We start from the raw sequence: 22,141 nt of genomic DNA, 5'->3' as shown, positions 1-22,141 counted from the left end.
CGATCTCGTGAAGAAAGGGTCAAGGCGTCAGACATCAGGACGGGTACCCAGCCCCATGGCCTGCCTGGCAAACCAGCGCTTGGCGGGAGGCAGCAGGTCAAGGCCGAGCAGTCCGAGGTTGCGGCCGGTAGCGATGACCGACTGCTTGCTGCCGAACAGACGCGTCACCTTGTCGGAAAAGCCAACAGTAAGCTGCTGATCCAGGCGCTGGCGGTCGCGGTAGGCCAGCAGAACAGCCAGATCACCCAACGGCGCCTCGCTGTCGAGCAGGGTATCAGCCAGTGCGTCGGCGTCGCGCAGGGACAGGTTGAACCCTTGGCCCGCGATGGGGTGGAGGCTATGGGCAGCGTTACCGAGGATGACCAGATGCGAGCGCACCTGTTCTTCGGCTTCAATCAGTGCCAGCGGGTAAACATGCCGGGCGCCGACCTGACGCAAGGTGCCCAGGCGATAGCCGAACACGCCCTGCAATTCGTTGAGAAAACTGCGGTCATCCAGCGCGGCAAGGCGTTTGGTGTCATTGCCGGTCCGAGTCCAGACCAGCGCGCAGCGGTTTTCCGGCAATGGCAGCAGCGCCATCGGCCCCTCTTCGGTGAAACGCTCGAATGCTTGGCCGCAATGGGCTTCGCCTGGGGTAATGTTCGCGATCAACGCACTCTGGTCGTAGGGCTGCTGGCGCACGGCAATGCCCAACTGTTCGCGAAGGCTGGAGCGACCGCCGTCGGCGAGAATAGCCAGGTCGCATTCCAGCTCGGTGTCATCATTGAGCTTCAGGCGATAACCGTCGGCCAGGGCCTGCATGCTGCGGACTTCAGCAGGAACGCGCCAGCTGATGACTTCATGGTCCAGTCCTGCCCACAGACATTGGCCGAGCCAGGCGTTTTCCACCACGTAACCCAGCGCCGGCACGCCCTCTTCCAGCGCCGACAGACGTGTGGCGCCGAAACGGCCGCGATCCGAAACCTGAATCTGCATGATCGGCTCGGCGCGTCGGGAAATCTGCTGCCACAGGCCGAGCCGTTCGTAGATGCGCCGGGCACCGAACGACAGCGCCGACGAGCGTGCGTCATAACTGGGCTGCCAGCTATCGCCGGGGGCGAAGGGCTCGATGAGCACGATTTTCCAGCCACGCGCCTTGGCGCCGGCCTGCAGGGAAAGCGCAAGGCTGGCGCCCACCAGGCCGCCGCCGACAATCGCAATGTTGAAACGACTCATGCTGCCTCTTCTCGTGCGGCGGCCATCAACGCCTCGATTTCGCTGACGGTCTTGGGCACGTCACCCGACAGGATTTCACACCCGCTCCTGGTCACGACCACGTCGTCTTCGATTCGCACGCCAATACCTCGCCATTTCTTTGCGACGTTGTGGTCGTCCGGGGAAATATAAATGCCAGGCTCCACAGTCAGCGCCATGCCGACCTCAAGCACACGCCACTCGCCGCCGACCTTGTATTCGCCGACGTCATGCACATCCATGCCCAGCCAATGACCGGCGCGGTGCATGTAGTAAGCCTTGTAGGCCTCGGCTTCGATCAGCTGATTCACATCGCCCTGCAACAGCCCCAGCTTCACCAACCCGGCGGTTATAACCTGGACCGTCGCCTCGTGCGCCTGGTTCCAGTGCTTGCCTGGCCCGATGGCCTGGAAGGCAGCCTGCTGCGCCTCGAGCACCAGCTCGTAGATCGCTTTCTGCTCTGGCGAAAACCGACCATTCACGGGGAAGGTGCGGGTGATGTCGCTGGCGTAGCAGTCGATCTCGCAACCGGCGTCGATCAGCACCAGATCCCCGTCCTTGAGCGGCGCGTCGTTTTCCTGGTAGTGCAGGATGCAGGTGTTGCGACCGGAAGCAACGATGGAGCCGTAGGCCGGCATCTTCGCGCCGCCCTTGCGAAACTCGTAATCGAGCTCGGCCTCCAGGCTGAATTCGTGCAGCCCGGCACGGCTGGCCTGCATGGCCCGCACATGGGCACGTGCCGAGATCTGCGCCGCTTCACGCATGACCTTCACTTCCGCCGCCGATTTATACAGGCGCATGTCGTGCAGCAGATGGTCCAGCGCAACGTATTCATTCGGCGGCTGCGCGCCCAGGTGCGCCTTGGAGCGGATGACGTTGATCCACTCCATCAGGTGCCGGTCGAACTCGGGATTGCTGCCCATGGCCGAATACACCCGGTCACGGCCTTCGATCAGCCCCGGCAGAATGTCGTCGATGTCGTTGATCGGAAAGGCATCGTCGGCGCCGTAGTCACGTATCGCGCCTTCCTGCCCGGCGCGCAGGCCGTCCCACAGCTCACGCTCGGCATTGCGCTCGCGGCAGAACAGCACGTATTCGCCGTGCTCGCGCCCGGGAATCAGTACCACCACGGCTTCCGGCTCGGGAAAGCCGCTCATGTACTGGAAATCGCTGTCCTGGCGGTACACATGCTCGACATCCCGATTGCGAATCGCAACAGCAGCGGCCGGAAGAATGGCGATGCTGTTGGGCTCCATCTGGGCCATCAAGGCCTTGCGTCGCCGGGCGTATTCGGACTTCGGGATACGGATCATGGGCAGGCGTTATTCCTTGTGCAGCGCATGGGCCAGCGCGCGGCTGCGCCTGGCCGTTTCGCAGGGACAGAGATCAGTGCAGCGAAGGCTTGGGTTGCGGTGCTTCAGGCTTGTTGAACTCGGTGAACAGCAGCAGCGGAGCGACGCGCAGGTACTCCATGACTTCCATATAGTCGGATTCGCCGTCTTCGGATTCTTCCAGCGCATCCTGTACCTGAGCGATAGCTGCCAGATCCTGCAGGACTTCGGTCGCCTCGATGCTCATCACCTTGTCGCCCGCTGCCAGACCAAAGCCGGACAGGAAGCCCTGGCACCATTGACCCAGCGCCGCGGCGCGGTCGGTCAGCGATTCGTCATCGCCCGGCAGCAACAGCACGACGGTCATGTCGTCGCTGGTGAGTTCGCCCTTGACCATTTCCTGCAGGCCGATCAGTGCCTGACGAACGTTGTCCTGCGGCTCGGTTTCCAGCAGTACCGACGCATCGGCGAACCAGCCTTCGTTGTCGAAGCCGGCACCGGCGCAACTGCGGCCCAGCAACAGACCGTGCAGTTCGGCAGGGGAAACGGGATGACCGCTGCTGTTGAGCAGGGTCGCAAATGCTTTATACGGGGAATTCTGAATGGGCATGGGCAGCTAGTCGCCAAACGGCGCAATGTCTAGAATGAAGGCCTTGTATCCTAGACTATCCGCGCGACAAGATCACCAATGGGGGCGGTCGGAGGCTGTGGTGTAAGGTGGCTCCTCTGCCATTCATCAGAAAGTATTCAGTGGAAAACAATGGAAGACACCGATCTGCAAGCGCTGATGAACCGGCTGGAGTTGCTGTTGAAGCACACAGAGCAACTTAAAAGCCAAAACGCACTCCTATTAGCTCAGGAAAAATCCTGGCGCGAGGAACGCGCCCACCTCATTGAAAAGAACGAAATCGCCCGGCAAAAGGTCGAGACCATGATTTCGCGCCTTAAAGCCCTGGAGCAAGACTCATGAGCAATGGCAACAGCGTCACCGTTCAGATCCTCGACAAGGAATACTCGATCATCTGCCCTCAGGAAGAACGCACCAACCTGGTGAGCGCGGCGCGCTACCTCGACGGCAAGATGCGTGAAATCCGCAGCAGCGGCAAGGTCATCGGCGCCGATCGCATCGCGGTCATGGCCGCTCTGAACATTACTCACGATCTGCTGCACAAGCAGAGCGTACCTGACGTACAGACCAGCGGATCGACACGCGAGCAAGTCCGCGACCTGCTGGAAAAAGTCGATCTGGTGCTGGCCACGGACACTCCCGGCACACCGGATTCAACCCGGGGCTGATTATTTCAGACCGTTTCGGTATACTTGCGCCGCTCCCTGGAGTGCTTGCCAGTCGGTCATGTCCCTGAGCCGATACGCACAACCACGGGGGTTGCACGTTGGGGTTGGTGTGCATGTCCGCTCGACGGAAAGCCTTAAAACCTCCTGCAATCTCCACCTTGAACTTTCGGGTTCAAGGGCTACACCGACAGCGGTTCGTCGGGGAGTCCTCATTCAATTCATTGCCGGCATGCTGTCCGGCAATGACGATCCAGCCTCCGGTTTCCTGCCTCATGGATCAGCCTGCATGACCTTTCGTTCATGACCAGCGCCCCGCCGCTCACACGCGCGCAATTGCGTCGCAAGCTTCGCATCGCGCGTCGCGCATTGAGCCCCAGCCAGCAACGCGCAGCGGCCCGCGGTCTGTACCGCCAGCTGGCTCAGCACCCGGTCTTTCGCCGTGCCCGCCACGTCTCGCTGTACTTGCCCATGGACGGTGAAATCGACCCGCGCCTGCTGCTGCGTGCCGCTCAGCGCCGAGGCAAGGCGACTTATCTGCCAGTGCTCAATGCCTGGCCGCGCACCCGCATGGTGTTCCAGCGTGTTCGGCCGGGAGAGAAATTTCGGCCCAATCGTTTCCGCATTCCCGAGCCGCGTTTCGACCGTGCCAGACAGCGCAAGATCTGGGCACTGGACCTGATTCTGATGCCGTTGGTAGGGTTCGATGACGAAGGCGGAAGGCTGGGAATGGGCGGCGGTTTCTATGACCGAAGCCTGGCCTACCGCTCGCGAAGAAAATTCTGGAAAACACCGACACTGCTGGGGCTGGCCCATGAATGCCAGAAGGTCGAACGACTGGCTCAGGCCAGTTGGGACGTGCCGTTGACGGGCACGGTGTCGGACAAGCGCTGGTACCTGTCCTGAAGCGCGGGATGATCGTGCCGGGACACGATCATCGCTGGAAAATCAGTGGCGGCCTGGCACTTTCTGTTGCTGCTGAACGATCTCAACAGGCGCATCGGCCTTGTTGGCCCACAGGCTCTGCGCGTAACCGGTCGTCACAACACCCAAGCCAAACAGTACAACCAAAATCCAAAGTAAATCCGGCTTGCGTTTCATCGATTGCCCTCCTTCGGCAAATCAATACGATGTAAACATCGGTTTGTAAGAGGCCGCGCAGTTGTGGGGTGCCTAAAATGGCGGCATTTTGCGACAACGTGAACCAGTACGCAAATATTGGCGCCAACCGACCGTCGGTTTGTCATGAAAGCCTCGACAAATCGAATTCCTTGAGTTTCTGGAGATGCAGCAATGGCCTATTGGCTGATGAAGTCCGAACCTGACGAGTTCTCGGTCAGCGATTTACAACGCCTGGGCAACGCGCGCTGGGACGGCGTGCGCAACTATCAGGCGCGCAATTTTCTGCGCGAGATGGCCGTGGGCGACGAGTTCTTTTTCTACCACTCAAGTTGCCCGGAACCCGGTATCGCAGGTATTGGTAAAATCAGCCGTGCAGCCTATCCCGACCCCACCGCGCTCGATCCACAAAGTCATTACCATGACCCTAAAGCCAACGCCGACAAGAACCCATGGAGCGCCATTGACGTAGCGTTCGTGGAATACTTTGGCAAAGTCCTGAGCCTGGGCTACCTCAAGCAACAGGCCGCGCTGGAGCAACTGCCACTGGTGCAGAAAGGCAGCCGCCTATCGGTCATGCCGGTGACCGCCGAACAATGGACGGCGATCCTGGCACTGCGTTGATCGCCTGTTACTGAACGATGAAGTTGTTGAACAGCAGATCCTCGACGACCGGCTTGCCTTCTTCGGTGTTCATGACCTGCTGGACCTGCTTGAGCGCTTCCTGGCGAATTTTTTCCTTCGCCTCGGCAGTGCTCATCGTATCGACCGTCTGCTGAGTGAACAGCGCCACCAGCTGGTTGCGGATCAAAGCGTCGTTGCGCTTCACGGCCGCTTCGGCTTCGGCACCTGTCACGCGCAGCGCAATGTCAGCCTTGTAGACACGCAGCTTCGGGCCACCGTCCAGGGCGTAGTTCCCCACGAAAGGTGGCGTCAGCGACACATAGGCCGCCTTGGGCGGACCTTCTTCCTTCGCTTCTTCAGCTTGCGCCACGGCAGGCAGTGACAAGGCCAACAACATCAGGATCCACGCTTTCACAGTCCACTCCTTCAATTCATTACCGCGCATAGCTTAGCGCTTATAAGCGTTCATCAGGTCAGGGCATGCTGATTGACGCCTGAACGTACATACCCGACTTTATCGGCCATCAATGGAAAAGGAATAGCCTCGATGAAAGCCGTGCTTTGCAAAGCGTTTGGTAGCGCCGACACGCTGGTGATCGAAGACATCGCCAGCCCGGTGATCAAGGGCAACGAAATTCTGCTAGACGTTCATGCGGCCGGGGTCAACTTTCCGGACACCTTGATCATCGAAGGCAAATACCAGTTCAAACCGCCGTTCCCCTTTTCCCCGGGTGGCGAGGCCGCCGGCGTCGTTGCGGCAGTGGGTGACAAGGTCAAGGCATTCAAGCCCGGCGACCGGGTCATGGCGCTCACCGGCTGGGGCGCGTTCGCCGAACAGGTCGCCGTGCCGGCCTACAACGTACTACCGATCCCGCCAGGCATGGACTTCCAGGCGGCAGCGGCCTTCAGCATGACTTACGGCACCGCCATGCACGCGCTCAAACAGCGTGCCGGTTTGCAGGGCGGAGAAACCTTGTTGGTGCTCGGCGCCTCTGGCGGCGTTGGTCTGGCCGCCGTGGAAATCGGCAAGGCCATGGGCGCTCGCGTGATTGCCGCTGCCAGCTCAGCCGAGAAACTTGCAGTGGCCAGAAATGCCGGCGCCGACGAACTGGTCAACTACTCCGAAACCAGCCTAAAGGACGAAGTGAAACGCCTGACGGATGGCAACGGTGCCAATGTGATCTTCGACCCGGTTGGCGGCGATCTTTTCGACGAAGCCATGCGCGCCATCGCATGGAACGGCCGTTTGCTGGTCATCGGCTTTGCCAGCGGACGCATTCCGGAGCTTCCGGTCAACCTTGCGTTGCTCAAAGGCGCAGCGGTACTCGGCGTCTTCTGGGGCGCCTTCGCCCAACGCCAGCCGGAAGACAATGCGGCCAACTTTGCACAGTTGTTTACCTGGTTTGAAGAAGGAAGGGCGAGACCGTTGGTCTCGAAGGTTTATTCCCTGGAACAGGCTGGGGCGGCTATTGAGTCGCTGAAGGCGAGAAAGGCTGTGGGGAAAGTGGTAATTACCACAAAAAAGTAAATATCGGGGTCTTGCCCCTTACTCAGTGAGGAATACCATAAATGGAATCAAAGCCCAGAATCTCTGATTACACCCAGCAGCAATTTCAACCCTTCTCGCCCGCGTGGAACAGATAGACAAGCCCTGCTGTTACGCGCCTAGCCACTACAGATACTGCTTAACGCTCGGCGGCAGAAAGTCTGCATATTTGCGTGTTGGGTGTTTTTTGCACTGTTCAATGACGTATGGCGTTGCCCTGATAAACTCGCTGACCAGTGCGTCGCGCTCCGCGAGCGGGAGAAACTGAGAAATGACCGCGTTGCTACTTAGAAAATGCTCTGTTTCTGTGAGGATTTTCAATTCTTTATCCGCTCTCCTTATTTCCCATGCATCCCGACTTCGCTGCACCTGCGCATTGAGCTGATGGCAGCGCACCGACTTTAGTTCGAAATTGCTGGCCAGGCCAAACCCCTTCTCTGGTTTGCCGGTGTAAGAGATGGTTACTTTCACCGTCTCGCCTTCTGGACTGGAAGCTGGCGGCGTCCATGGTTCGAATTGCCATTGCTCGACGGACTTCCTGGCCGCCTCGATGAATCGTGGATCTGTCGCGCTGACGACTTCGCGGAAACGCACGTTACCGTCGGCCTGGATAAAAATCCGTACGGTGACATTGCCTTTGGCAGAGGTACCGCGTAGCTCTTTCGGGTAATCCTCCATGGGCATATAGCGTGGCACCGGGTAACTGCCGGTCGCCTGCACAACATCCGCAATGCAAAATCCGATGAGCAGAAAAGTGAGCAGCCTGGCCATTCAGATTCCCTCCCCTGGCTCAACCGCACTCAAGCTCAGCGCCCTTATCCATGCTGGCAAGAAATCACCGTAACGCAGCTCCGGATGCCGTTCGCAGCCTTTGACGATTCCCGGCATCGCCGGCAGGGTCCCGGCGACATGCTGCGAGGCGACAACAGTGCGGCTGGGGGTAAACATCGGAACCAGCAACCGTTGCGCGGCCATGGCACACAGCGTCACAAGCTTCGTGGACATCCACACGAACCATTTCATCTCTTTCCTCCACTACCACGCAGGCACCAGCTGGTGCAGTGGACGCAATGGTAAGGAGGCTGTCTCGGGTCGATAAGGTGATGACATCCTGCTGAAGCGTAGGAGCATTCGTAAAATCATTCGCGCAAATGAACATAACGAAATGATGATCAGCGCCGGCCGTGGCGGGCGAGGTTTGTGCAAGGTCGTTCATAAAACAACACGCACCAGTGCACATTTCCTACAAACGGCCTGCTTTTTTCTGTAACGAAAATGTAATATTCGCTTCCGCACACCACAATAATAATCCGGAGCGTACACATGTTTGCGTTTTTCCGTCCCGCCAAGCATCAGGCACCCTTGCCTGAAGAAAAGGTCGATAGCACTTACCGCCGCCTGCGCTGGCAGATCTTCGCCGGTATTTTCATCGGCTATGCCGGTTACTACCTGCTGCGCAAGAACTTCTCCCTGGCCATGCCTTATCTGATCGAAGAGGGCTATACCCGTGGTCAGCTGGGTGTGGCGATGTCGGCTATCGCGATTGCCTACGGGTTGTCGAAGTTCCTGATGGGGCTGGTGTCGGACCGTTCCAACCCGCGTTACTTCCTGCCGTTCGGCTTGCTGGTGTCTGCCGGGGTGATGTTTATCTTCGGATTCGCGCCTTGGGCGACGTCGAGCGTCACCATCATGTTCGTGCTGTTGTTTATCAACGGCTGGGCGCAAGGCATGGGCTGGCCGCCGAGCGGGCGAACCATGGTTCACTGGTGGTCGCAGAAAGAGCGCGGCGGCGTGGTGTCGGTGTGGAACGTGGCGCACAACGTGGGTGGCGGCCTGATTGGCCCGCTGTTCCTGCTGGGCATGGGCCTGTTCAACGACTGGCATGCAGCATTCTACGTGCCGGCGGCCGTGGCGCTGCTGGTCGCGGTGTTCGCATTCGCAACCATGCGCGATACGCCGCAGTCGATGGGCTTGCCACCTATCGAGCATTACAAGAACGATTACCCGGAAGGCTACAACGCGAGCCATGAAGAAGAATTCAGCGCCAAGGAAATCTTCGTCAAGTACGTGCTGCGCAACAAGCTGCTGTGGTACATCGCCATGGCGAACGTGTTCGTGTATCTGCTGCGCTATGGCGTGCTGGACTGGGCGCCGACCTACCTGAAGGAAGCCAAGCACTTTACGGTCGACAAGACCTCGTGGGCCTATTTCCTGTACGAGTGGGCAGGCATTCCCGGCACGCTGCTGTGCGGCTGGATGTCGGACAAGATCTTCAAGGGCAATCGCGGCCTGACCGGCATGGTGTTCATGTTCCTGGTGACCATCGCCACGCTGGTGTACTGGCTCAACCCCGAAGGCAATCCGACAGTGGACATGATCGCTCTGGTTTCCATCGGCTTCCTGATCTATGGGCCGGTCATGTTGATTGGTCTGCAGGCACTGGAGCTGGCGCCGAAGAAAGCGGCCGGCACGGCTGCGGGCTTTACCGGCCTGTTCGGTTATCTGGGCGGCTCGGTGGCTGCCAGCGCGGCAATGGGCTACACGGTTGACCATTTCGGCTGGGACGGCGGCTTCGTGCTGCTGATCGGTGCATGCATCCTGGCAATGGCGTTCCTGGCCCCGACGCTGGGCCACAAGCAAGTCGCCAGCCGCTCTCGCGTCGCCGAGGCCTGATTCAGGCCGTCGCCGCCCAGCAGCGTTTGAGCCGCGCCTCCAGATTCAGGTCTGGCATGGCGTGGCTACGCAGGGCGTTGGCGGTCTGTTCCACGTAATCGAGGGTGGTTCCGTACCGCCCACACGCGTTGGCCAGTACCTGGCTGAGCACGCTGTCAGGCAGGTTCCCCGCATAGCTGGGCAAATGCCGCTCAAGCACAAAACCCAATGCCTGAACCTGCCTGCCGTCGGCCAGCCTGCAACTGAGCCAGTGTGGCCGATAAGAGGGGTACGGCATCTCCCGTTGCCACAGGGCGAGCAGGGACTGTTCGAGATCGTCATCCGGCAGGCGATAAGCGAATCCGGTGCAGGAACCACCGCGATCCAGCCCGAATACCAGACCCGGTGCTTCGGGCGTACCGCGATGCTCGTGGGACCACAGGTACAGGCCGCGGTGATAGCCATGCACCCGGCCACGCTGGCGTTCGACCGCCGTGCATTCAGGGCGCCAGATCAGCGAGCCGTAAGCGAATAGCCACACAGGCCCGCCCTTGTGAGCTTGCATGGTGGCGCTCATTGAGGCCAGCAACTGTTCGCGAGTCAGCTGCGGACCAAGATCGATGGCCGGCGGATAGGTCAGGCCAAGGCCGTCGTGTACGGCGACCGCCAGTTCATTGATGGGACTTTCCATTTGCCTCCCTGACAGCAGGCTGCCAGAAGTTGCCGACCCACGATGGCAGCGGGTCATGTTGCGATTACCGTTTCAAACTCCGGAAGATCGCCTGCCGATCAATTGGCACCGCCAGGCGCGATAAGCGGATGAAGCAATTTGCAATCCAGCTGAGGCGCCGTCAGTCAGACACTCAAGGTCGCGGGGCGTAAGCGAACACGTCTGCACGCATCTGATGGGCATCCATTCCGGCTTCGACCAGCGCATCGAGCGTGCCGTAGATCATCGCCGGCGAACCGCTGGCGTACACGTGCACGCCGGACAGGTCCTTGATGTCGTCACAGACCGCTTCGTGCAGCAGGCCGCAACGCCCTTCCCAACCGCACAGGTCACTGACGACCTTGTGCAGGAACAGATTGGGCAGGCTGGCCCATTCGTCCCAATGGCTGATGTCGTAGAAGTCTTCGGGTCGGCGCACGCCCCAATACAGATGCACGGGATGCTGGAACCCCTTGGCGCGGCAGTGCTCGATCAAGCTGTGCATCTGCGCCATACCGGTTCCGGCGGCGATCAGCACCAGCGGGCCGTCAGGCAACTCGGCAAGGTGGGTATCACCGAACGGAAGCTCGACCCTGGCCATCTGGTTTCGCTGCAACTGCTCCAGCAGACTGCGGGCGCTCTCTTCGCGCACCAGCACATGCAATTCCAGATCCCGGCCATCGTGCGGTGCCGACGCCAGTGAGAACGCCGACTTTTCGCCGCTCTCGCGTTCGATCATCAAGTACTGCCCGGCGTGGTAGCGCGGCGCCTTGCCCGCAGGCGCACGCAGGCCGACCCGCCAGACATCGCCGCCCACCTCGACGCACTCGCTCAGCTGGCAGGCGAAGCTGCGCACCGGCAGCTCGCCCTTGGCCAGCACGCCATCCCACAGCAGGATGCAGTCTTCCAGCGGCTCGGCCAGGCAGGTGTGAATTTCGCCGTGGTCACGTTCCTGACCCGATTCGGTGACTCGCCCTTCCACCAGCAAAGCCGAGCACACATGGCAGTTGCCGTTGCGACAGCTCTGTGGGCAGTCATAGCCCAGGCGCTGTGCGGCATCGAGAATCCGCTCGCCCGCCAAGGTTTCCAGTACCGCACCCGAGGGCTGCAAGGTTACGCGCATCAATCTATTCCCAGCTGATTCCAGATCTCGTCGACCCGACGTGTCGTGGCTTCGTCCTTGACGATAGCCCGGCCCCACTCGCGCGTGGTTTCGCCTGGCCATTTATGCGTAGCGTCCAGGCCCATCTTGGAACCCAGCCCGGATACCGGCGAGGCGAAATCCAGGTAATCGATGGGCGTGTTCTCGATCATCACGGTATCGCGCTTGGGGTCCATGCGCGTGGTGATGGCCCAGATCACGTCATTCCAGTCGCGGGCGTTGATGTCGTCATCCGTGACGATCACGAACTTGGTGTACATGAACTGGCGCAAGAATGACCAGACCCCGAGCATCACACGCTTGGCATGCCCCGGATACTGTTTCTTGATGGTCACCACCGCCATGCGGTACGAGCAACCTTCAGGCGGCAGGTAGAAATCGACGATTTCCGGGAACTGCTTTTGCAGGATCGGGACGAAGACTTCGTTCAGCGCCACACCCAGAATCGCAGGCTCGTCAGGTGGCCGGCCGGTGTAGGTGCTGTGGTAGATCGGCTTGATCCGGTGGGTGATGCGTTCAACCGTGAACACCGGGAAGCTGTCGACTTCGTTGTAGTAGCCGGTGTGGTCGCCGTATGGCCCCTCATCGGCCACCTCGCCGGGATGGATCACACCTTCAAGAACGATTTCCGCACTGCCGGGCACTTGCAGGTCATTGCCACGGCACTTGATCAGCTCGGTACGCGATCCACGCAACAGCCCGGCAAAAGCATATTCCGAAAGGCTGTCGGGAACCGGGGTCACGGCGCCGAGGATGGTGGCCGGATCGGCACCCAGCGCAACAGCTACCGGAAACGGCTTGCCTGGATGCTTGGCGCACCATTCCTTGAAGTCCAGCGCGCCGCCACGATGGCTCAACCAACGCATGATGACCTTGTTGCGCCCGATGACCTGCTGGCGATAGATACCCAGGTTCTGGCGTTCTTTGTTCGGGCCACGGGTGACGGTCAAACCCCAGGTGATCAGCGGCGCGACGTCGCCAGGCCAGCAGGTCTGGACTGGCAGCATGGCGAGGTCCACGTCGTCACCTTCGATGACGATCTCCTGGCAAGGTGCGTCCTTGACGACCTTGGGCGCCATGGAAATGACTTTCTTGAAGATCGGCAGCTTGGACCAGGCATCCTTCAAGCCTTTCGGCGGCTCAGGTTCCTTGAGAAACGCCAGCAGCTTGCCGATTTCCCGCAGCTCGCTGACCGACTCGGCGCCCATGCCCATTGCCACGCGCTCAGGCGTGCCGAACAGGTTGCCAAGCACCGGAATATCGAACCCCACCGGCTTTTCAAAAAGCAGGGCCGGGCCCTTGGCGCGCAGGGTGCGATCGCAGATTTCCGTCATTTCCAGCACAGGGGAAATCGGCATCTGGATGCGTTTCAGCTCTCCGCGCTGCTCAAGCTGCTGCACGAAATCCCTTAGATCATTGAATTTCATTAACCCGGCCAGTTATCCAAATAGACGCACATCGTACCTGCTCCTGCCGGCCAAGGCAGCTAATCAGCGGCACGCGGCCAAAAAAAATGGCGCTCCGGGGAGCGCCATTTCTTGAGTCGACCTGTCTGTTACTTGCGTTTCATCGACAGGAAGAACTCATCGTTGGTCTTGGTCTGCTTGAGCTTGTCGACCAGGAACTCGATGGCCGCCACTTCATCCATCGGGTGCAGCAGCTTGCGCAGGATCCACATACGCTGCAGTTCGTCGTCGGCGGTGAGCAACTCTTCGCGACGGGTACCGGAGCGGTTGATGTTGATCGCCGGGAACACGCGCTTCTCTGCGATCTTGCGATCCAGAGGCAGCTCCATGTTGCCGGTACCCTTGAACTCTTCGTAGATGACTTCATCCATCTTCGAGCCGGTTTCGACCAGCGCGGTAGCGATGATGGTCAGCGAGCCGCCTTCTTCGATGTTACGTGCCGCACCGAAGAAGCGCTTCGGCTTCTCGAGGGCGTGAGCATCGACACCACCGGTCAGTACCTTGCCGGAGCTCGGGATGACGGTGTTGTAGGCACGAGCCAGACGGGTGATGGAGTCAAGCAGGATGACCACGTCTTTCTTGTGCTCGACCAGGCGCTTGGCCTTCTCGATCACCATCTCGGCAACCTGTACGTGGCGCGCCGGCGGCTCGTCGAACGTGGAAGCGACCACTTCGCCGCGCACGGTGCGCTGCATCTCGGTCACTTCTTCCGGACGCTCGTCGATCAGCAGAACGATCAGATGCACTTCCGGGTTATTACGCGTGATGTTCGACGCGATGTTCTGCAGCATGATGGTCTTGCCTGCCTTCGGCGGAGCAACGATCAGGCCACGCTGACCTTTACCGATCGGAGCACACAGATCGATCACACGACCGGTGAGGTCTTCGGTGGAACCGTTGCCGGCTTCCATCTTCATGCGAATGGTCGGGAACAGTGGAGTCAGGTTCTCGAACAGGATCTTGTTCTTGGCGTTTTCCGGGCGATCGTAGTTGATCGTGTCGACCTTGAGCAGCGCGAAGTAACGCTCGCCCTCTTTCGGCGGTCGGATCTTGCCGACAATGGTGTCGCCGGTACGCAGGTTGAAGCGGCGGATCTGGCTCGGCGAGACATAAATGTCATCGGGGCCGGCCAGGTAGGAAGCATCCGCAGAGCGCAGGAAGCCGAAGCCGTCCTGGAGGATCTCCAGCACGCCATCACCGGAAATTTCCTCGCCACTTTTAGCGTGCTTTTTGAGCAGGGAGAAAATCACATCCTGCTTGCGCGAACGGGCCATATTTTCTATGCCCATCTGTTCGGCCATTTCGAGCAGATCGGTAATCGGCTTTTGCTTGAGTTCAGTCAGGTTCATATAGGAATGACGTAATCATGTATGGAGGGGGAATTAAGCTTTTGGCTTAATGAGGCCGCGCCGCAGAGAAGGCGACAGGATCGCGTACTAAATCGATAAGGAGAGCGTCGGCGACGGCTAGCAGGGGGCAACGGAGAAGCCGTTGCGGGGCCGAATGTACCACCTGATTTTCGAGGCGTCTAGTACGAAGGCCCAAAAAAAACCCCGCTATTAGCGGGGTTTTTGGACGCTTCAGATATTGGCGTCGAGGAATGCTGCCAGCTGCGACTTCGACAGGGCACCCACCTTGGTGGCTTCGACGTTGCCGTTCTTGAACAGCATCAGAGTCGGGATACCACGCACGCCATGCTTGGCCGGAGTCTCCTGGTTCTCGTCAATGTTCAGCTTGGCAACAGTCAGCTTGCCTTCGTAGGTGCTGGCGATTTCGTCCAGAACCGGGGCAATCATCTTGCACGGGCCGCACCACTCAGCCCAATAGTCAACCAGCACGGGACCATCGGCCTTGAGTACGTCCGCTTCAAAGCTGGCGTCGGTGACGTGTTTGATCTTATCGCTACTCATGAAAGTCTCCGAGAGTCATAGGCTAAAAAACGACGCTCATCATAGCGGCCTCAATGGCATTCAGGAAGCGAAGGATCATTGACTCTACCTATGACGAGGCATGAGTGAGGTTATAGCGCATTCTTGCGCGCTGCGGTGGCGGCCGTCCGATCGGTGCTCAGGATCAAGGCAGCCGCGCGTCGGAGCGCTTCATATCGGGGCATCGGTCGGTGGCCCGCCCGGCCTTGAGCACGCTGGCGACGCCGGAAACCGCGCTGTGGATGAATGGCATGGGCTGTGCACTGTCATGGAGCCCACCTCTTTCGTTCCGCCCGGAGATCACCCATGACCAAGCGTTACAGCGCCCTGTTTGCTGCCTTGTTTGCAAGTCTGCTGCTGAGCCAGACCCCGGCTCGGGCCGACGGCCTGGAAGATGTCGTGAAGCGTGGCACGTTGAAAGTCGCCGTTCCCCAGGATTTTCCGCCTTTCGGCTCGGTGGGGCCGGACATGAAACCGCGCGGCCTGGATATCGACACCGCGCAACTGCTGGCGGACAAGCTCAAGGTCAAGCTGGAACTGACACCCGTCAACAGCACCAACCGCATCCCGTTCCTGACCACCGGCAAGGTCGACCTGGTGATTTCCAGCCTGGGCAAGAACCCGGATCGCGAGAAAGTCATCGATTTCTCCCGCGCCTATGCACCGTTCTACCTGGCGGTGTTCGGCCCGCCTGATGCGCCGATCAAGGAAATCGCCGACCTCAACGGCAAGACCATCAGCGTCACCCGTGGCGCCATCGAAGATATCGAGCTGAGCGCCGTCGCTCCGCAAGGCGCGACCATCAAGCGCTTCGAAGACAACAACTCGACCATCGCCGCCTACCTGGCCGGCCAGACCGACCTGATTGCCAGCGGCAACGTGGTCATGGTCGCCATCAGCGAGCGCAACCCCAAACGCATCCCCGCGCTGAAGATCAAGCTCAAGGACTCGCCGGTCTACGTTGGACTGAACAAGGGCCAACCGGCGTTGCTGGCCAAGGTCAACGAAATCCTCGACACGGCCAAGAGCGATGGCTCACTGGAAAAAGCCTCGGTGACCTGGCTCAAGCAGCCGCTGCCGGCCGACCTTTGATCATCGACCACTGAGCAGGATCTGCCGATGGCTTATCAATTCGACTTCGCGCCGGTGGTGCAGAACCTCGACCTGCTGCTGCGCGGTGCGTTGTTCACCCTGGAACTGACCGCCATCGGCACACTGCTCGGCGTGAGCCTGGGCATCGTCGGCGCGGTGGTGAGGGCCTGGAAAATCCAGCCGTTCGCTTCGGTGTTCGCGGTCTACGTCGAGTTGATCCGCAACACCCCGTTTCTGGTGCAGCTGTTTTTCATCTTTTTCGGGCTGCCGTCACTCGGCGTGCAGATTTCCGAGTGGCAGGCTGCCGTGCTGGCGATGGTCATCAACCTGGGGGCTTACTCGACGGAAATTATCCGCGCCGGTATCCAGGCCATTTCCAAAGGTCAGCTGGAAGCCGCGTCGGCGCTGGCGATGAATCGTCTGGAGGTGTTCCGCCACGTGGTGTTGATTCCGGCGCTGGGCAAGGTCTGGCCGGCGTTGAGCAGCCAGATCATTATCGTGATGCTCGGCTCGGCGGTCTGTTCGCAGATCGCGACCGAAGAACTGACTTTCTTTGCCAACTTTATCCAGTCCCGCGACTTCCGCGCGTTCGAGACTTATATCGTGACGACGCTGATTTATCTGGCGATGGCCTTGCTGATTCGTCAATTACTGGCCTGGTTCGGGCGGCGCTTCATCGCCAGGAGTCGCTGATGGATTTCACGCTATGGGACATCCTGCGCAACCTGTTGACCGGCTTGCAGTGGACGCTCGCCCTGTCGCTGGTGGCGTTCATCGGCGGCGGGCTGATCGGCCTGCTGGTGATGGGCATGCGCACCTCGGCCAAGACCGGACCGCGCGTTTTCGCCAGCCTCTACATCGAACTGTTCCAGGGCACACCGCTGCTGATGCAGCTGTTCCTGGTGTTTTTCGGCGTGGCACTGATGGGCGTGGATATTTCCCCTTGGGCAGCGGCAGCGCTGGCCTTGACGCTGTTCACCAGCGCCTACCTGGCAGAGATCTGGCGCGGCTGTGTCGAGTCGATTTCCAAAGGGCAGTGGGAAGCGTCCGCCAGCCTGGCGATGACTCCGCTGGAACAGATGCGCTACGTCATTCTTCCCCAGGCACTGCGCATAGGTGTAGCGCCCACCGTGGGTTTTTCGGTGCAGGTGGTCAAAGGCACCGCCGTGACCTCGATCATCGGTTTTACCGAGCTGACCAAGACCGGCAGCATGCTGGCCAACGCCACATTCGAGCCTTTCATGGTCTACGGCTTCGTTGCACTGGGCTATTTCATCCTTTGCTATCCCTTGTCGCTTTGCGCCCGCCATCTGGAAAGGAGGCTGCATGCCCCTGCTTAGAATTTCCGCCCTGCATAAATACTACGGCGATCACCATGTATTGAAGGGCATCGACCTGTCCGTGGAGGAAGGCCAGGTCGTGGCAATCATCGGCCGTAGCGGTTCGGGCAAGAGCACGCTGCTGCGCACGCTCAACGGCCTGGAGTCGATCAACGACGGCGTGATCGAGGTAGACGGCGAATATCTGGATGCAGCCCGCGCGGACCTGCGCACCTTGCGCCAGAAAGTGGGCATGGTATTTCAGCAGTTCAACCTGTTTCCGCACCTGAGCGTGGGCGAGAACGTGATGCTCGCGCCTCAGGTTGTGCAGAAGGTGCCCAAGGCCGAAGCGGCCCGGCTGGCGCGGCAGATGCTGGAGCGTGTCGGCCTGGGCGAGAAATTCGATGCATTTCCGGATCGACTCTCCGGTGGCCAGCAGCAGCGCGTGGCGATCGCCCGGGCGCTGGCGATGTCACCCAAGGTCTTGCTGTGCGATGAAATCACTTCGGCCCTGGACCCGGAGCTGGTCAGCGAAGTGTTGAGCGTGGTCCGCCAGCTGGCGGCCGACGGCATGACCCTGATCATGGTGACCCACGAAATGCGCTTCGCCCGGGAAGTGGGCGACAAGCTGGTGTTCATGCACCAGGGCAAGGTGCATGAAGTGGGCGACCCCAAAGTCCTGTTCGCCAACCCGCGAACGCCGGAGCTGGCCAATTTCATCGGGACCGAGAACCCGTAAGGCACACCTTGCACCTGCAGGCGTCAGCGTGCTGCCGAAGGGGCCTTTGCAGGCGCAGCACAGGTGCAGCACGTAATGCCTCTTTCGCCAGCCAGCTGGCTCCCACAGGATCGGTGTCCACTTCGGACAGGCCGATTGCCATCAGTGTTTGCGACCCCTTGGGCAGCTTCGCGTTGGCGGCAGGCATGGATCGTGGCACGATGACGCGGTTATCGAACGGGGTTTTCTGATCATGCCGCAATCCAAAGCCAAGAATTTTTCACTGATCGCCGCAATCGACCTGGGCTCGAACAGCTTTCACATGGTCGTGGCCAAGGCCAATGAAGGTGAAATCCGTATTCTTGAGCGTCTCGGCGAGAAGGTCCAGCTGGCGGCGGGTATCGACGAAGAACGCCAGCTCACTGAAGAATCCATGCAGCGCGGGCTGGACTGCCTCAAGCGGTTCGCCCAACTGATCAACGGCCTGCCCATGGGCGCCGTGCGGATCGTTGGCACCAACGCCCTGCGTGAGGCGCGCAACCGCAACGAATTCATCCGCCGTGCCGAAGAGATCCTCGGCCACCCCGTCGAAGTGATTTCCGGGCGTGAAGAGGCGCGACTGATCTACCTGGGTGTATCCCACACGCTGGCCGACACACCGGGCAAACGCCTGGTCGCGGACATCGGTGGCGGCAGTACTGAATTCATCATTGGTCAACGCTTCGAGCCCCTGCTGCGCGAAAGCCTGCAGATGGGCTGCGTCAGCTATACCCAGCGCTATTTCCGCGACGGCAAGATCACCCCGGCGCGCTATGCCCAGGCCTATACCGCTGCACGCCTGGAAATCATGAGCATCGAGCACGCCCTGCATCGCCTGAAGTGGGATGAAGCCATCGGCTCGTCCGGCACCATCCGCGCCATCGGCCTGGCCCTCAAGGCCAACGGTCATGGCTCAGGTGAGGTCAACGCCGAAGGTCTGGCGTGGCTCAAGCGCAAGCTGTTCAAGCTGGGCGACGTCGACAAGATCGACTTCGACGGCATCAAACCCGACCGCCGCACGATCTTCCCGGCGGGCCTGGCGATTCTGGAAGCGATTTTCGATGCCCTGGAACTTCAGCGCATGGACCATTGTGACGGAGCTTTGCGCGAAGGCGTGCTGTACGACCTGATGGGCCGTCATCACCACGAAGACGTCCGTGAACGCACGCTGAGTTCACTCATGGACCGTTATCACGTCGACCTGGAACAGGCGGCGCGCGTCGAGACCAAGGCGTTGCACGCGTTGGAGCAAGTGGCCGACAGCTGGGGGCTACAGGACGAAATCTATGCCGAGCTGCTGAGCTGGGGCGCCAAGGTGCATGAGATCGGGCTGGACATCGCCCACTATCAGTATCACAAGCACGGCGCCTACCTGATCGAGCATTCGGACCTGGCCGGCTTCTCACGCGTAGACCAGCAAATGCTCGCGCTGCTGGTGCGCGGTCATCGCCGTAACATTCCCAAGGACAAGTTTGCCGAGTTCGGCGATGAAGGCATCAAGCTGATTCGTCTGTGCGTGCTGCTGCGCTTTGCGATCCTGTTCCACCACATTCGCGGCACGCAAGAGATGCCGCGCGTGGTGCTGCGTGCCGATGGCCCGAACCTGGATGCGGAATTCCCGGCAGGCTGGCTGGAAAACAACCAGCTGACTCAGGCCGACTTCGCGCTTGAAGCGGAGTGGCTGACCCGAGTCGGCATCGTCTTCAGCGTACGCTGAGAACCGGGTTGCTCAGGCGCTCCAGCAGGGTCGCCTGGGCACTGCGCGGGTTCTGGTTGCCGGTCGGCGTGCTGCGCACGTAACGCCCGTCAGCCTGCAACAGCCAGCTTTGGGTGTTATCGGTCAGGTAACTCTCCAGCTCCTTCTTGACCCGCAGGGTCAGTTTCTTGCCTTCCACCGGGAAGCAGGTCTCGACGCGCTTGTCGAGGTTGCGCTCCATCCAGTCGGCGCTGGAAAGGAACATCTGCTCATCGCCGCCGTTGAGGAAATAGAACACCCGTGTGTGCTCCAGGAAGCGGCCGATGATCGAACGCACATGGATGTTATGCGACACACCGGCAATTCCCGGCCGCAGGCAGCACATGCCCCGCACGACCAGATCGATGCGCACGCCTGACTGACTGGCTTTGTACAGCGCGCGGATGATCTTCGGATCGGTCAGCGAATTGAACTTGGCGATGATGTGCGCCGGCTTGCCATCGAGCGCGAACTGCGTCTCGCGGGCGATCATGTCGAGCATGCCCTTCTTGAGCGTGAACGGCGCATGCAGCAGCTTTTTCATGCGCAGCGTCTTGCCCATGCCGATCAACTGGCTGAACAGTTTGCCGACGTCTTCGCACAAGGCATCGTCGGAGGTCAGCAGGCTGTAGTCGGTATACAGGCGAGCATTGCCCGCGTGGTAGTTACCGGTGCCAAGATGCGCATAACGCACGATCTCGCTGCCTTCGCGGCGCAGGATCAGCATCATCTTGGAGTGGGTCTTGAACCCGACCACGCCATAGATCACTACCGCGCCCGCTGCCTGAAGACGGCTGGCCAGCTGCAGGTTGGATTCCTCGTCGAAGCGGGCGCGCAGTTCGATCACCGCCGTGACTTCCTTGCCGTTACGCGCCGCATCTACCAGCGCATCGACGATTTCCGAGTTCGCGCCGCTGCGATACAGGGTCTGGCGTACAGCCAGGACGTGCGGGTCCTTTGCGGCCTGGCGCAGCAGGTCGACGACCGGCGTGAACGACTCGAACGGGTGCAGCAGCAGGATGTCCTGCTTGCTGATCACGCTGAAAATGTTTTCGCTGTTCTGCAGCAGTTTCGGGATGGCTGGCGTAAACGGCGGGTATTGCAGCTCCGGATGGCTGTCCAGGCCGGTGATGCTGAACAGGCGGGTCAGGTTGACCGGCCCGTTGACCTGATACAGCTCGGACTCGTTCAGGTTGAACTGCTTGAGCAAGTAGTCGGACAGATGTTTGGGGCAGGTATCGGCCACTTCCAGCCGCACCGCGTCACCGTAGCGACGCGAGAACAGTTCGCCGCGCAGGGCGCGGGCCAAGTCTTCCACGTCCTCCGAATCCAGCGCGAGGTCGGCGTTGCGGGTCAGGCGGAACTGATAGCAGCCCTTGACCTTCATGCCCTGGAACAGGTCGTCGGCGTGGGCGTGGATCATCGACGACAGAAACACGAAGTTGTCGCCCGGGCCACCGACGTCTTCCGGAACCTTGATGACCCGTGGCAACAGGCGCGGTGCCGGAATGATCGCCAGGCCCGAGTCGCGACCAAAGGCGTCGATGCCTTCGAGCTCGACGATGAAGTTCAGGCTCTTGTTGACCAGCAATGGGAACGGGTGAGTCGGGTCCAGACCGATCGGCGTGATGATCGGCGCAATTTCGTCACGGAAATAGCGACGCACCCAGGCCTTGAGCTTGGCCGTCCAGTGACGGCGGCGGATGAACCGGACCTGATGCTTTTCCAGTTCCGGCAGGAGAATATCGTTGAGGATCGCGTACTGACGGTCAACGTGACCGTGGGTCAGCTCGCTGATGCGCGCCAGCGCCTGATGCGGCTGCAAGCCATCGGCACCGGCCTGTTCGCGTGCAAAGGTGATTTGTTTCTTGAGGCCCGCGACACGAATCTCGAAGAACTCGTCGAGGTTGCTGGAGAAGATCAGCAGGAATTTCAGCCGTTCCAGCAATGGATAGGACTCGTCGAGCGCCTGTTCCAGAACCCGGATATTGAACTGCAACTGCGACAGTTCACGGTGGATGTACAAGCTGCTGTCATCCAGGTTCACGGCAACGATCGCAGGAGCTGCGGGCGCCTCGACAACCGGAACGACTTCGATCTCAGGCTGGACCGCGGGTGCAGCTTCCTGAACGTCGACTTCAACAGTGGCTTCGATGAGTCCTTCGGTATTCATGA

The 22,141-nt window shown here is 60.2% G+C and carries 24 protein-coding genes and 1 other RNA gene; 12 read left to right on the top strand and 13 right to left on the bottom strand.

Annotated elements, in window-relative coordinates:
• Window positions 1–27: 27 nt before the first annotated feature.
• From ubiH to EGJ27_RS05685, 3 genes are all read right to left on the bottom strand, one after another.
• Window positions 28–1,215: a 2-octaprenyl-6-methoxyphenyl hydroxylase gene (ubiH, locus tag EGJ27_RS05695; RefSeq protein WP_125829758.1), complete on the bottom strand. Its 1,188-nt coding sequence runs from the start codon at window positions 1,213–1,215 to the stop codon at window positions 28–30.
• On the bottom strand, window positions 1,212–2,546 hold the full coding sequence (gene pepP / locus EGJ27_RS05690) for a Xaa-Pro aminopeptidase (protein WP_125829757.1): 1,335 nt from the start codon (window positions 2,544–2,546) through the stop codon (window positions 1,212–1,214). The genes ubiH and pepP overlap by 4 nt, the downstream gene beginning before the upstream one ends.
• A 73-nt stretch (window positions 2,547–2,619) precedes the next feature.
• Complete coding sequence (locus tag EGJ27_RS05685) at window positions 2,620–3,174, bottom strand: YecA family protein (RefSeq protein ID WP_125829756.1); 555 nt, start codon at window positions 3,172–3,174, stop codon at window positions 2,620–2,622.
• A gap of 150 nt (window positions 3,175–3,324) precedes the next feature.
• Between EGJ27_RS05685 and EGJ27_RS05680 the strand changes: the two genes are divergently transcribed.
• The 4 genes from EGJ27_RS05680 (at window position 3,325) to EGJ27_RS05665 (ending at window position 4,763) form a co-directional block, all read left to right on the top strand.
• Window positions 3,325–3,534 carry a TIGR02449 family protein gene (locus EGJ27_RS05680; protein ID WP_125829755.1) on the top strand — a complete coding sequence of 70 codons (210 nt, stop codon included), beginning with the start codon at window positions 3,325–3,327 and terminating at the stop codon, window positions 3,532–3,534.
• Window positions 3,531–3,860 carry a cell division protein ZapA gene (locus EGJ27_RS05675; protein WP_125829754.1) on the top strand — a complete coding sequence of 110 codons (330 nt, stop codon included), beginning with the start codon at window positions 3,531–3,533 and terminating at the stop codon, window positions 3,858–3,860. The genes EGJ27_RS05680 and EGJ27_RS05675 overlap by 4 nt, the downstream gene beginning before the upstream one ends.
• 30 nt (window positions 3,861–3,890) lie before the next feature.
• Window positions 3,891–4,069, top strand: a non-coding RNA gene (ssrS, locus tag EGJ27_RS05670) — 6S RNA.
• Window positions 4,070–4,160: 91 nt separating this feature from the next.
• On the top strand, window positions 4,161–4,763 hold the full coding sequence (locus EGJ27_RS05665; RefSeq protein WP_125829753.1) for a 5-formyltetrahydrofolate cyclo-ligase: 603 nt from the start codon (window positions 4,161–4,163) through the stop codon (window positions 4,761–4,763).
• Window positions 4,764–4,805: 42 nt separating this feature from the next.
• On the opposite strand, the gene EGJ27_RS05660 is transcribed toward EGJ27_RS05665, so the two are convergent.
• On the bottom strand, window positions 4,806–4,958 hold the full coding sequence (locus EGJ27_RS05660) for a hypothetical protein (protein WP_125829752.1): 153 nt from the start codon (window positions 4,956–4,958) through the stop codon (window positions 4,806–4,808).
• A gap of 192 nt (window positions 4,959–5,150) precedes the next feature.
• Between EGJ27_RS05660 and EGJ27_RS05655 the strand changes: the two genes are divergently transcribed.
• On the top strand, window positions 5,151–5,600 hold the full coding sequence (locus tag EGJ27_RS05655; protein ID WP_125829751.1) for an EVE domain-containing protein: 450 nt from the start codon (window positions 5,151–5,153) through the stop codon (window positions 5,598–5,600).
• Between the two features lie 7 nt (window positions 5,601–5,607).
• On the opposite strand, the gene EGJ27_RS05650 is transcribed toward EGJ27_RS05655, so the two are convergent.
• A complete protein-coding gene (locus tag EGJ27_RS05650; protein WP_125829750.1) occupies window positions 5,608–6,015 on the bottom strand; it encodes a flagellar basal body-associated protein FliL in 408 nt (135 codons plus the stop codon).
• Window positions 6,016–6,147: 132 nt separating this feature from the next.
• Between EGJ27_RS05650 and EGJ27_RS05645 the strand changes: the two genes are divergently transcribed.
• On the top strand, window positions 6,148–7,128 hold the full coding sequence (locus EGJ27_RS05645; RefSeq protein WP_125829749.1) for an NADPH:quinone oxidoreductase family protein: 981 nt from the start codon (window positions 6,148–6,150) through the stop codon (window positions 7,126–7,128).
• A gap of 144 nt (window positions 7,129–7,272) precedes the next feature.
• Here EGJ27_RS05645 and EGJ27_RS05640 read toward each other — a convergent pair whose 3' ends face one another.
• The gene (locus EGJ27_RS05640; protein WP_125829748.1) at window positions 7,273–7,917 is read right to left on the bottom strand and encodes an energy transducer TonB; all 645 of its coding nucleotides are present in this window, start codon (window positions 7,915–7,917) and stop codon (window positions 7,273–7,275) included.
• On the bottom strand, window positions 7,918–8,169 hold the full coding sequence (locus EGJ27_RS05635) for a hypothetical protein (RefSeq protein ID WP_125829747.1): 252 nt from the start codon (window positions 8,167–8,169) through the stop codon (window positions 7,918–7,920).
• 300 nt (window positions 8,170–8,469) lie between these two features.
• Here EGJ27_RS05635 and glpT point away from each other — a divergent pair, with 300 nt between their 5' ends.
• On the top strand, window positions 8,470–9,819 hold the full coding sequence (gene glpT, locus EGJ27_RS05630; protein ID WP_125829746.1) for a glycerol-3-phosphate transporter: 1,350 nt from the start codon (window positions 8,470–8,472) through the stop codon (window positions 9,817–9,819).
• Between the two features lies 1 nt (window position 9,820).
• Here glpT and EGJ27_RS05625 read toward each other — a convergent pair whose 3' ends face one another.
• From EGJ27_RS05625 to trxA, 5 genes are all read right to left on the bottom strand, one after another.
• A complete protein-coding gene (locus EGJ27_RS05625; RefSeq protein ID WP_125829745.1) occupies window positions 9,821–10,489 on the bottom strand; it encodes a gamma-glutamylcyclotransferase in 669 nt (222 codons plus the stop codon).
• Window positions 10,490–10,661: 172 nt separating this feature from the next.
• On the bottom strand, window positions 10,662–11,630 hold the full coding sequence (locus EGJ27_RS05620) for a CDP-6-deoxy-delta-3,4-glucoseen reductase (protein ID WP_125829744.1): 969 nt from the start codon (window positions 11,628–11,630) through the stop codon (window positions 10,662–10,664).
• A complete protein-coding gene (ubiD, locus tag EGJ27_RS05615) occupies window positions 11,630–13,096 on the bottom strand; it encodes a 4-hydroxy-3-polyprenylbenzoate decarboxylase (protein WP_125829743.1) in 1,467 nt (488 codons plus the stop codon). Before ubiD ends, EGJ27_RS05620 begins: the two co-directional genes overlap by 1 nt.
• 128 nt (window positions 13,097–13,224) lie before the next feature.
• Complete coding sequence (gene rho, locus EGJ27_RS05610; RefSeq protein ID WP_125829742.1) at window positions 13,225–14,484, bottom strand: transcription termination factor Rho; 1,260 nt, start codon at window positions 14,482–14,484, stop codon at window positions 13,225–13,227.
• Window positions 14,485–14,715: 231 nt separating this feature from the next.
• Window positions 14,716–15,045 (bottom strand): thioredoxin TrxA, encoded by a 330-nt coding sequence (gene trxA / locus EGJ27_RS05605; protein WP_125829741.1) that lies wholly within the window; start codon window positions 15,043–15,045, stop codon window positions 14,716–14,718.
• 324 nt (window positions 15,046–15,369) lie between these two features.
• Here trxA and EGJ27_RS05600 point away from each other — a divergent pair, with 324 nt between their 5' ends.
• The 5 genes from EGJ27_RS05600 (at window position 15,370) to ppx (ending at window position 19,948) form a co-directional block, all read left to right on the top strand.
• Window positions 15,370–16,155, top strand: coding sequence for a transporter substrate-binding domain-containing protein (locus tag EGJ27_RS05600; RefSeq protein ID WP_125829740.1), 786 nt, complete (start codon window positions 15,370–15,372; stop codon window positions 16,153–16,155).
• A 27-nt stretch (window positions 16,156–16,182) separates the two neighbouring features.
• Window positions 16,183–16,848 (top strand): amino acid ABC transporter permease, encoded by a 666-nt coding sequence (locus EGJ27_RS05595; protein WP_125829739.1) that lies wholly within the window; start codon window positions 16,183–16,185, stop codon window positions 16,846–16,848.
• Window positions 16,845–17,495, top strand: coding sequence for an amino acid ABC transporter permease (locus EGJ27_RS05590; protein ID WP_177522970.1), 651 nt, complete (start codon window positions 16,845–16,847; stop codon window positions 17,493–17,495). The genes EGJ27_RS05595 and EGJ27_RS05590 overlap by 4 nt, the downstream gene beginning before the upstream one ends.
• Window positions 17,482–18,213 carry an amino acid ABC transporter ATP-binding protein gene (locus EGJ27_RS05585; protein WP_125829737.1) on the top strand — a complete coding sequence of 244 codons (732 nt, stop codon included), beginning with the start codon at window positions 17,482–17,484 and terminating at the stop codon, window positions 18,211–18,213. Before EGJ27_RS05590 ends, EGJ27_RS05585 begins: the two co-directional genes overlap by 14 nt.
• A 232-nt stretch (window positions 18,214–18,445) precedes the next feature.
• Window positions 18,446–19,948 (top strand): exopolyphosphatase, encoded by a 1,503-nt coding sequence (ppx, locus tag EGJ27_RS05580; protein ID WP_125829736.1) that lies wholly within the window; start codon window positions 18,446–18,448, stop codon window positions 19,946–19,948.
• Here the strand turns inward: ppx and ppk1 are convergent.
• Window positions 19,935–22,139, bottom strand: a complete 2,205-nt coding sequence (ppk1, locus tag EGJ27_RS05575) for a polyphosphate kinase 1 (RefSeq protein WP_125829735.1) — start codon at window positions 22,137–22,139, stop codon at window positions 19,935–19,937. The genes ppx and ppk1 overlap by 14 nt on opposite strands.
• Between the last annotated feature and the right edge of the window lie 2 nt (window positions 22,140–22,141).

Source organism: Pseudomonas sp. v388 (assembly GCF_003935425.1).
Lineage (GTDB): Bacteria > Pseudomonadota > Gammaproteobacteria > Pseudomonadales > Pseudomonadaceae > Aquipseudomonas.
The sequence above is the reverse complement of the archived record's forward strand: the minus strand, read 5'-3'. Positions and strand labels throughout refer to the sequence as shown.

Coding starts and splice junctions, on each gene's coding strand:
- ubiH (WP_125829758.1), bottom strand. CDS start 1,215: ATGAGTCGTTTCAACATTGCGATTGTCGGCGGCGGCCTGGTGGGCGCC.
- pepP (WP_125829757.1), bottom strand. CDS start 2,546: ATGATCCGTATCCCGAAGTCCGAATACGCCCGGCGACGCAAGGCCTTG.
- EGJ27_RS05685 (WP_125829756.1), bottom strand. CDS start 3,174: ATGCCCATTCAGAATTCCCCGTATAAAGCATTTGCGACCCTGCTCAAC.
- EGJ27_RS05680 (WP_125829755.1), top strand. CDS start 3,325: ATGGAAGACACCGATCTGCAAGCGCTGATGAACCGGCTGGAGTTGCTG.
- EGJ27_RS05675 (WP_125829754.1), top strand. CDS start 3,531: ATGAGCAATGGCAACAGCGTCACCGTTCAGATCCTCGACAAGGAATAC.
- EGJ27_RS05665 (WP_125829753.1), top strand. CDS start 4,161: ATGACCAGCGCCCCGCCGCTCACACGCGCGCAATTGCGTCGCAAGCTT.
- EGJ27_RS05660 (WP_125829752.1), bottom strand. CDS start 4,958: ATGAAACGCAAGCCGGATTTACTTTGGATTTTGGTTGTACTGTTTGGC.
- EGJ27_RS05655 (WP_125829751.1), top strand. CDS start 5,151: ATGGCCTATTGGCTGATGAAGTCCGAACCTGACGAGTTCTCGGTCAGC.
- EGJ27_RS05645 (WP_125829749.1), top strand. CDS start 6,148: ATGAAAGCCGTGCTTTGCAAAGCGTTTGGTAGCGCCGACACGCTGGTG.
- EGJ27_RS05640 (WP_125829748.1), bottom strand. CDS start 7,917: ATGGCCAGGCTGCTCACTTTTCTGCTCATCGGATTTTGCATTGCGGAT.
- EGJ27_RS05635 (WP_125829747.1), bottom strand. CDS start 8,169: ATGAAATGGTTCGTGTGGATGTCCACGAAGCTTGTGACGCTGTGTGCC.
- glpT (WP_125829746.1), top strand. CDS start 8,470: ATGTTTGCGTTTTTCCGTCCCGCCAAGCATCAGGCACCCTTGCCTGAA.
- EGJ27_RS05625 (WP_125829745.1), bottom strand. CDS start 10,489: ATGGAAAGTCCCATCAATGAACTGGCGGTCGCCGTACACGACGGCCTT.
- EGJ27_RS05620 (WP_125829744.1), bottom strand. CDS start 11,630: ATGCGCGTAACCTTGCAGCCCTCGGGTGCGGTACTGGAAACCTTGGCG.
- ubiD (WP_125829743.1), bottom strand. CDS start 13,096: ATGAAATTCAATGATCTAAGGGATTTCGTGCAGCAGCTTGAGCAGCGC.
- rho (WP_125829742.1), bottom strand. CDS start 14,484: ATGAACCTGACTGAACTCAAGCAAAAGCCGATTACCGATCTGCTCGAA.
- trxA (WP_125829741.1), bottom strand. CDS start 15,045: ATGAGTAGCGATAAGATCAAACACGTCACCGACGCCAGCTTTGAAGCG.
- EGJ27_RS05600 (WP_125829740.1), top strand. CDS start 15,370: ATGACCAAGCGTTACAGCGCCCTGTTTGCTGCCTTGTTTGCAAGTCTG.
- EGJ27_RS05595 (WP_125829739.1), top strand. CDS start 16,183: ATGGCTTATCAATTCGACTTCGCGCCGGTGGTGCAGAACCTCGACCTG.
- EGJ27_RS05585 (WP_125829737.1), top strand. CDS start 17,482: ATGCCCCTGCTTAGAATTTCCGCCCTGCATAAATACTACGGCGATCAC.
- ppx (WP_125829736.1), top strand. CDS start 18,446: ATGCCGCAATCCAAAGCCAAGAATTTTTCACTGATCGCCGCAATCGAC.
- ppk1 (WP_125829735.1), bottom strand. CDS start 22,139: ATGAATACCGAAGGACTCATCGAAGCCACTGTTGAAGTCGACGTTCAG.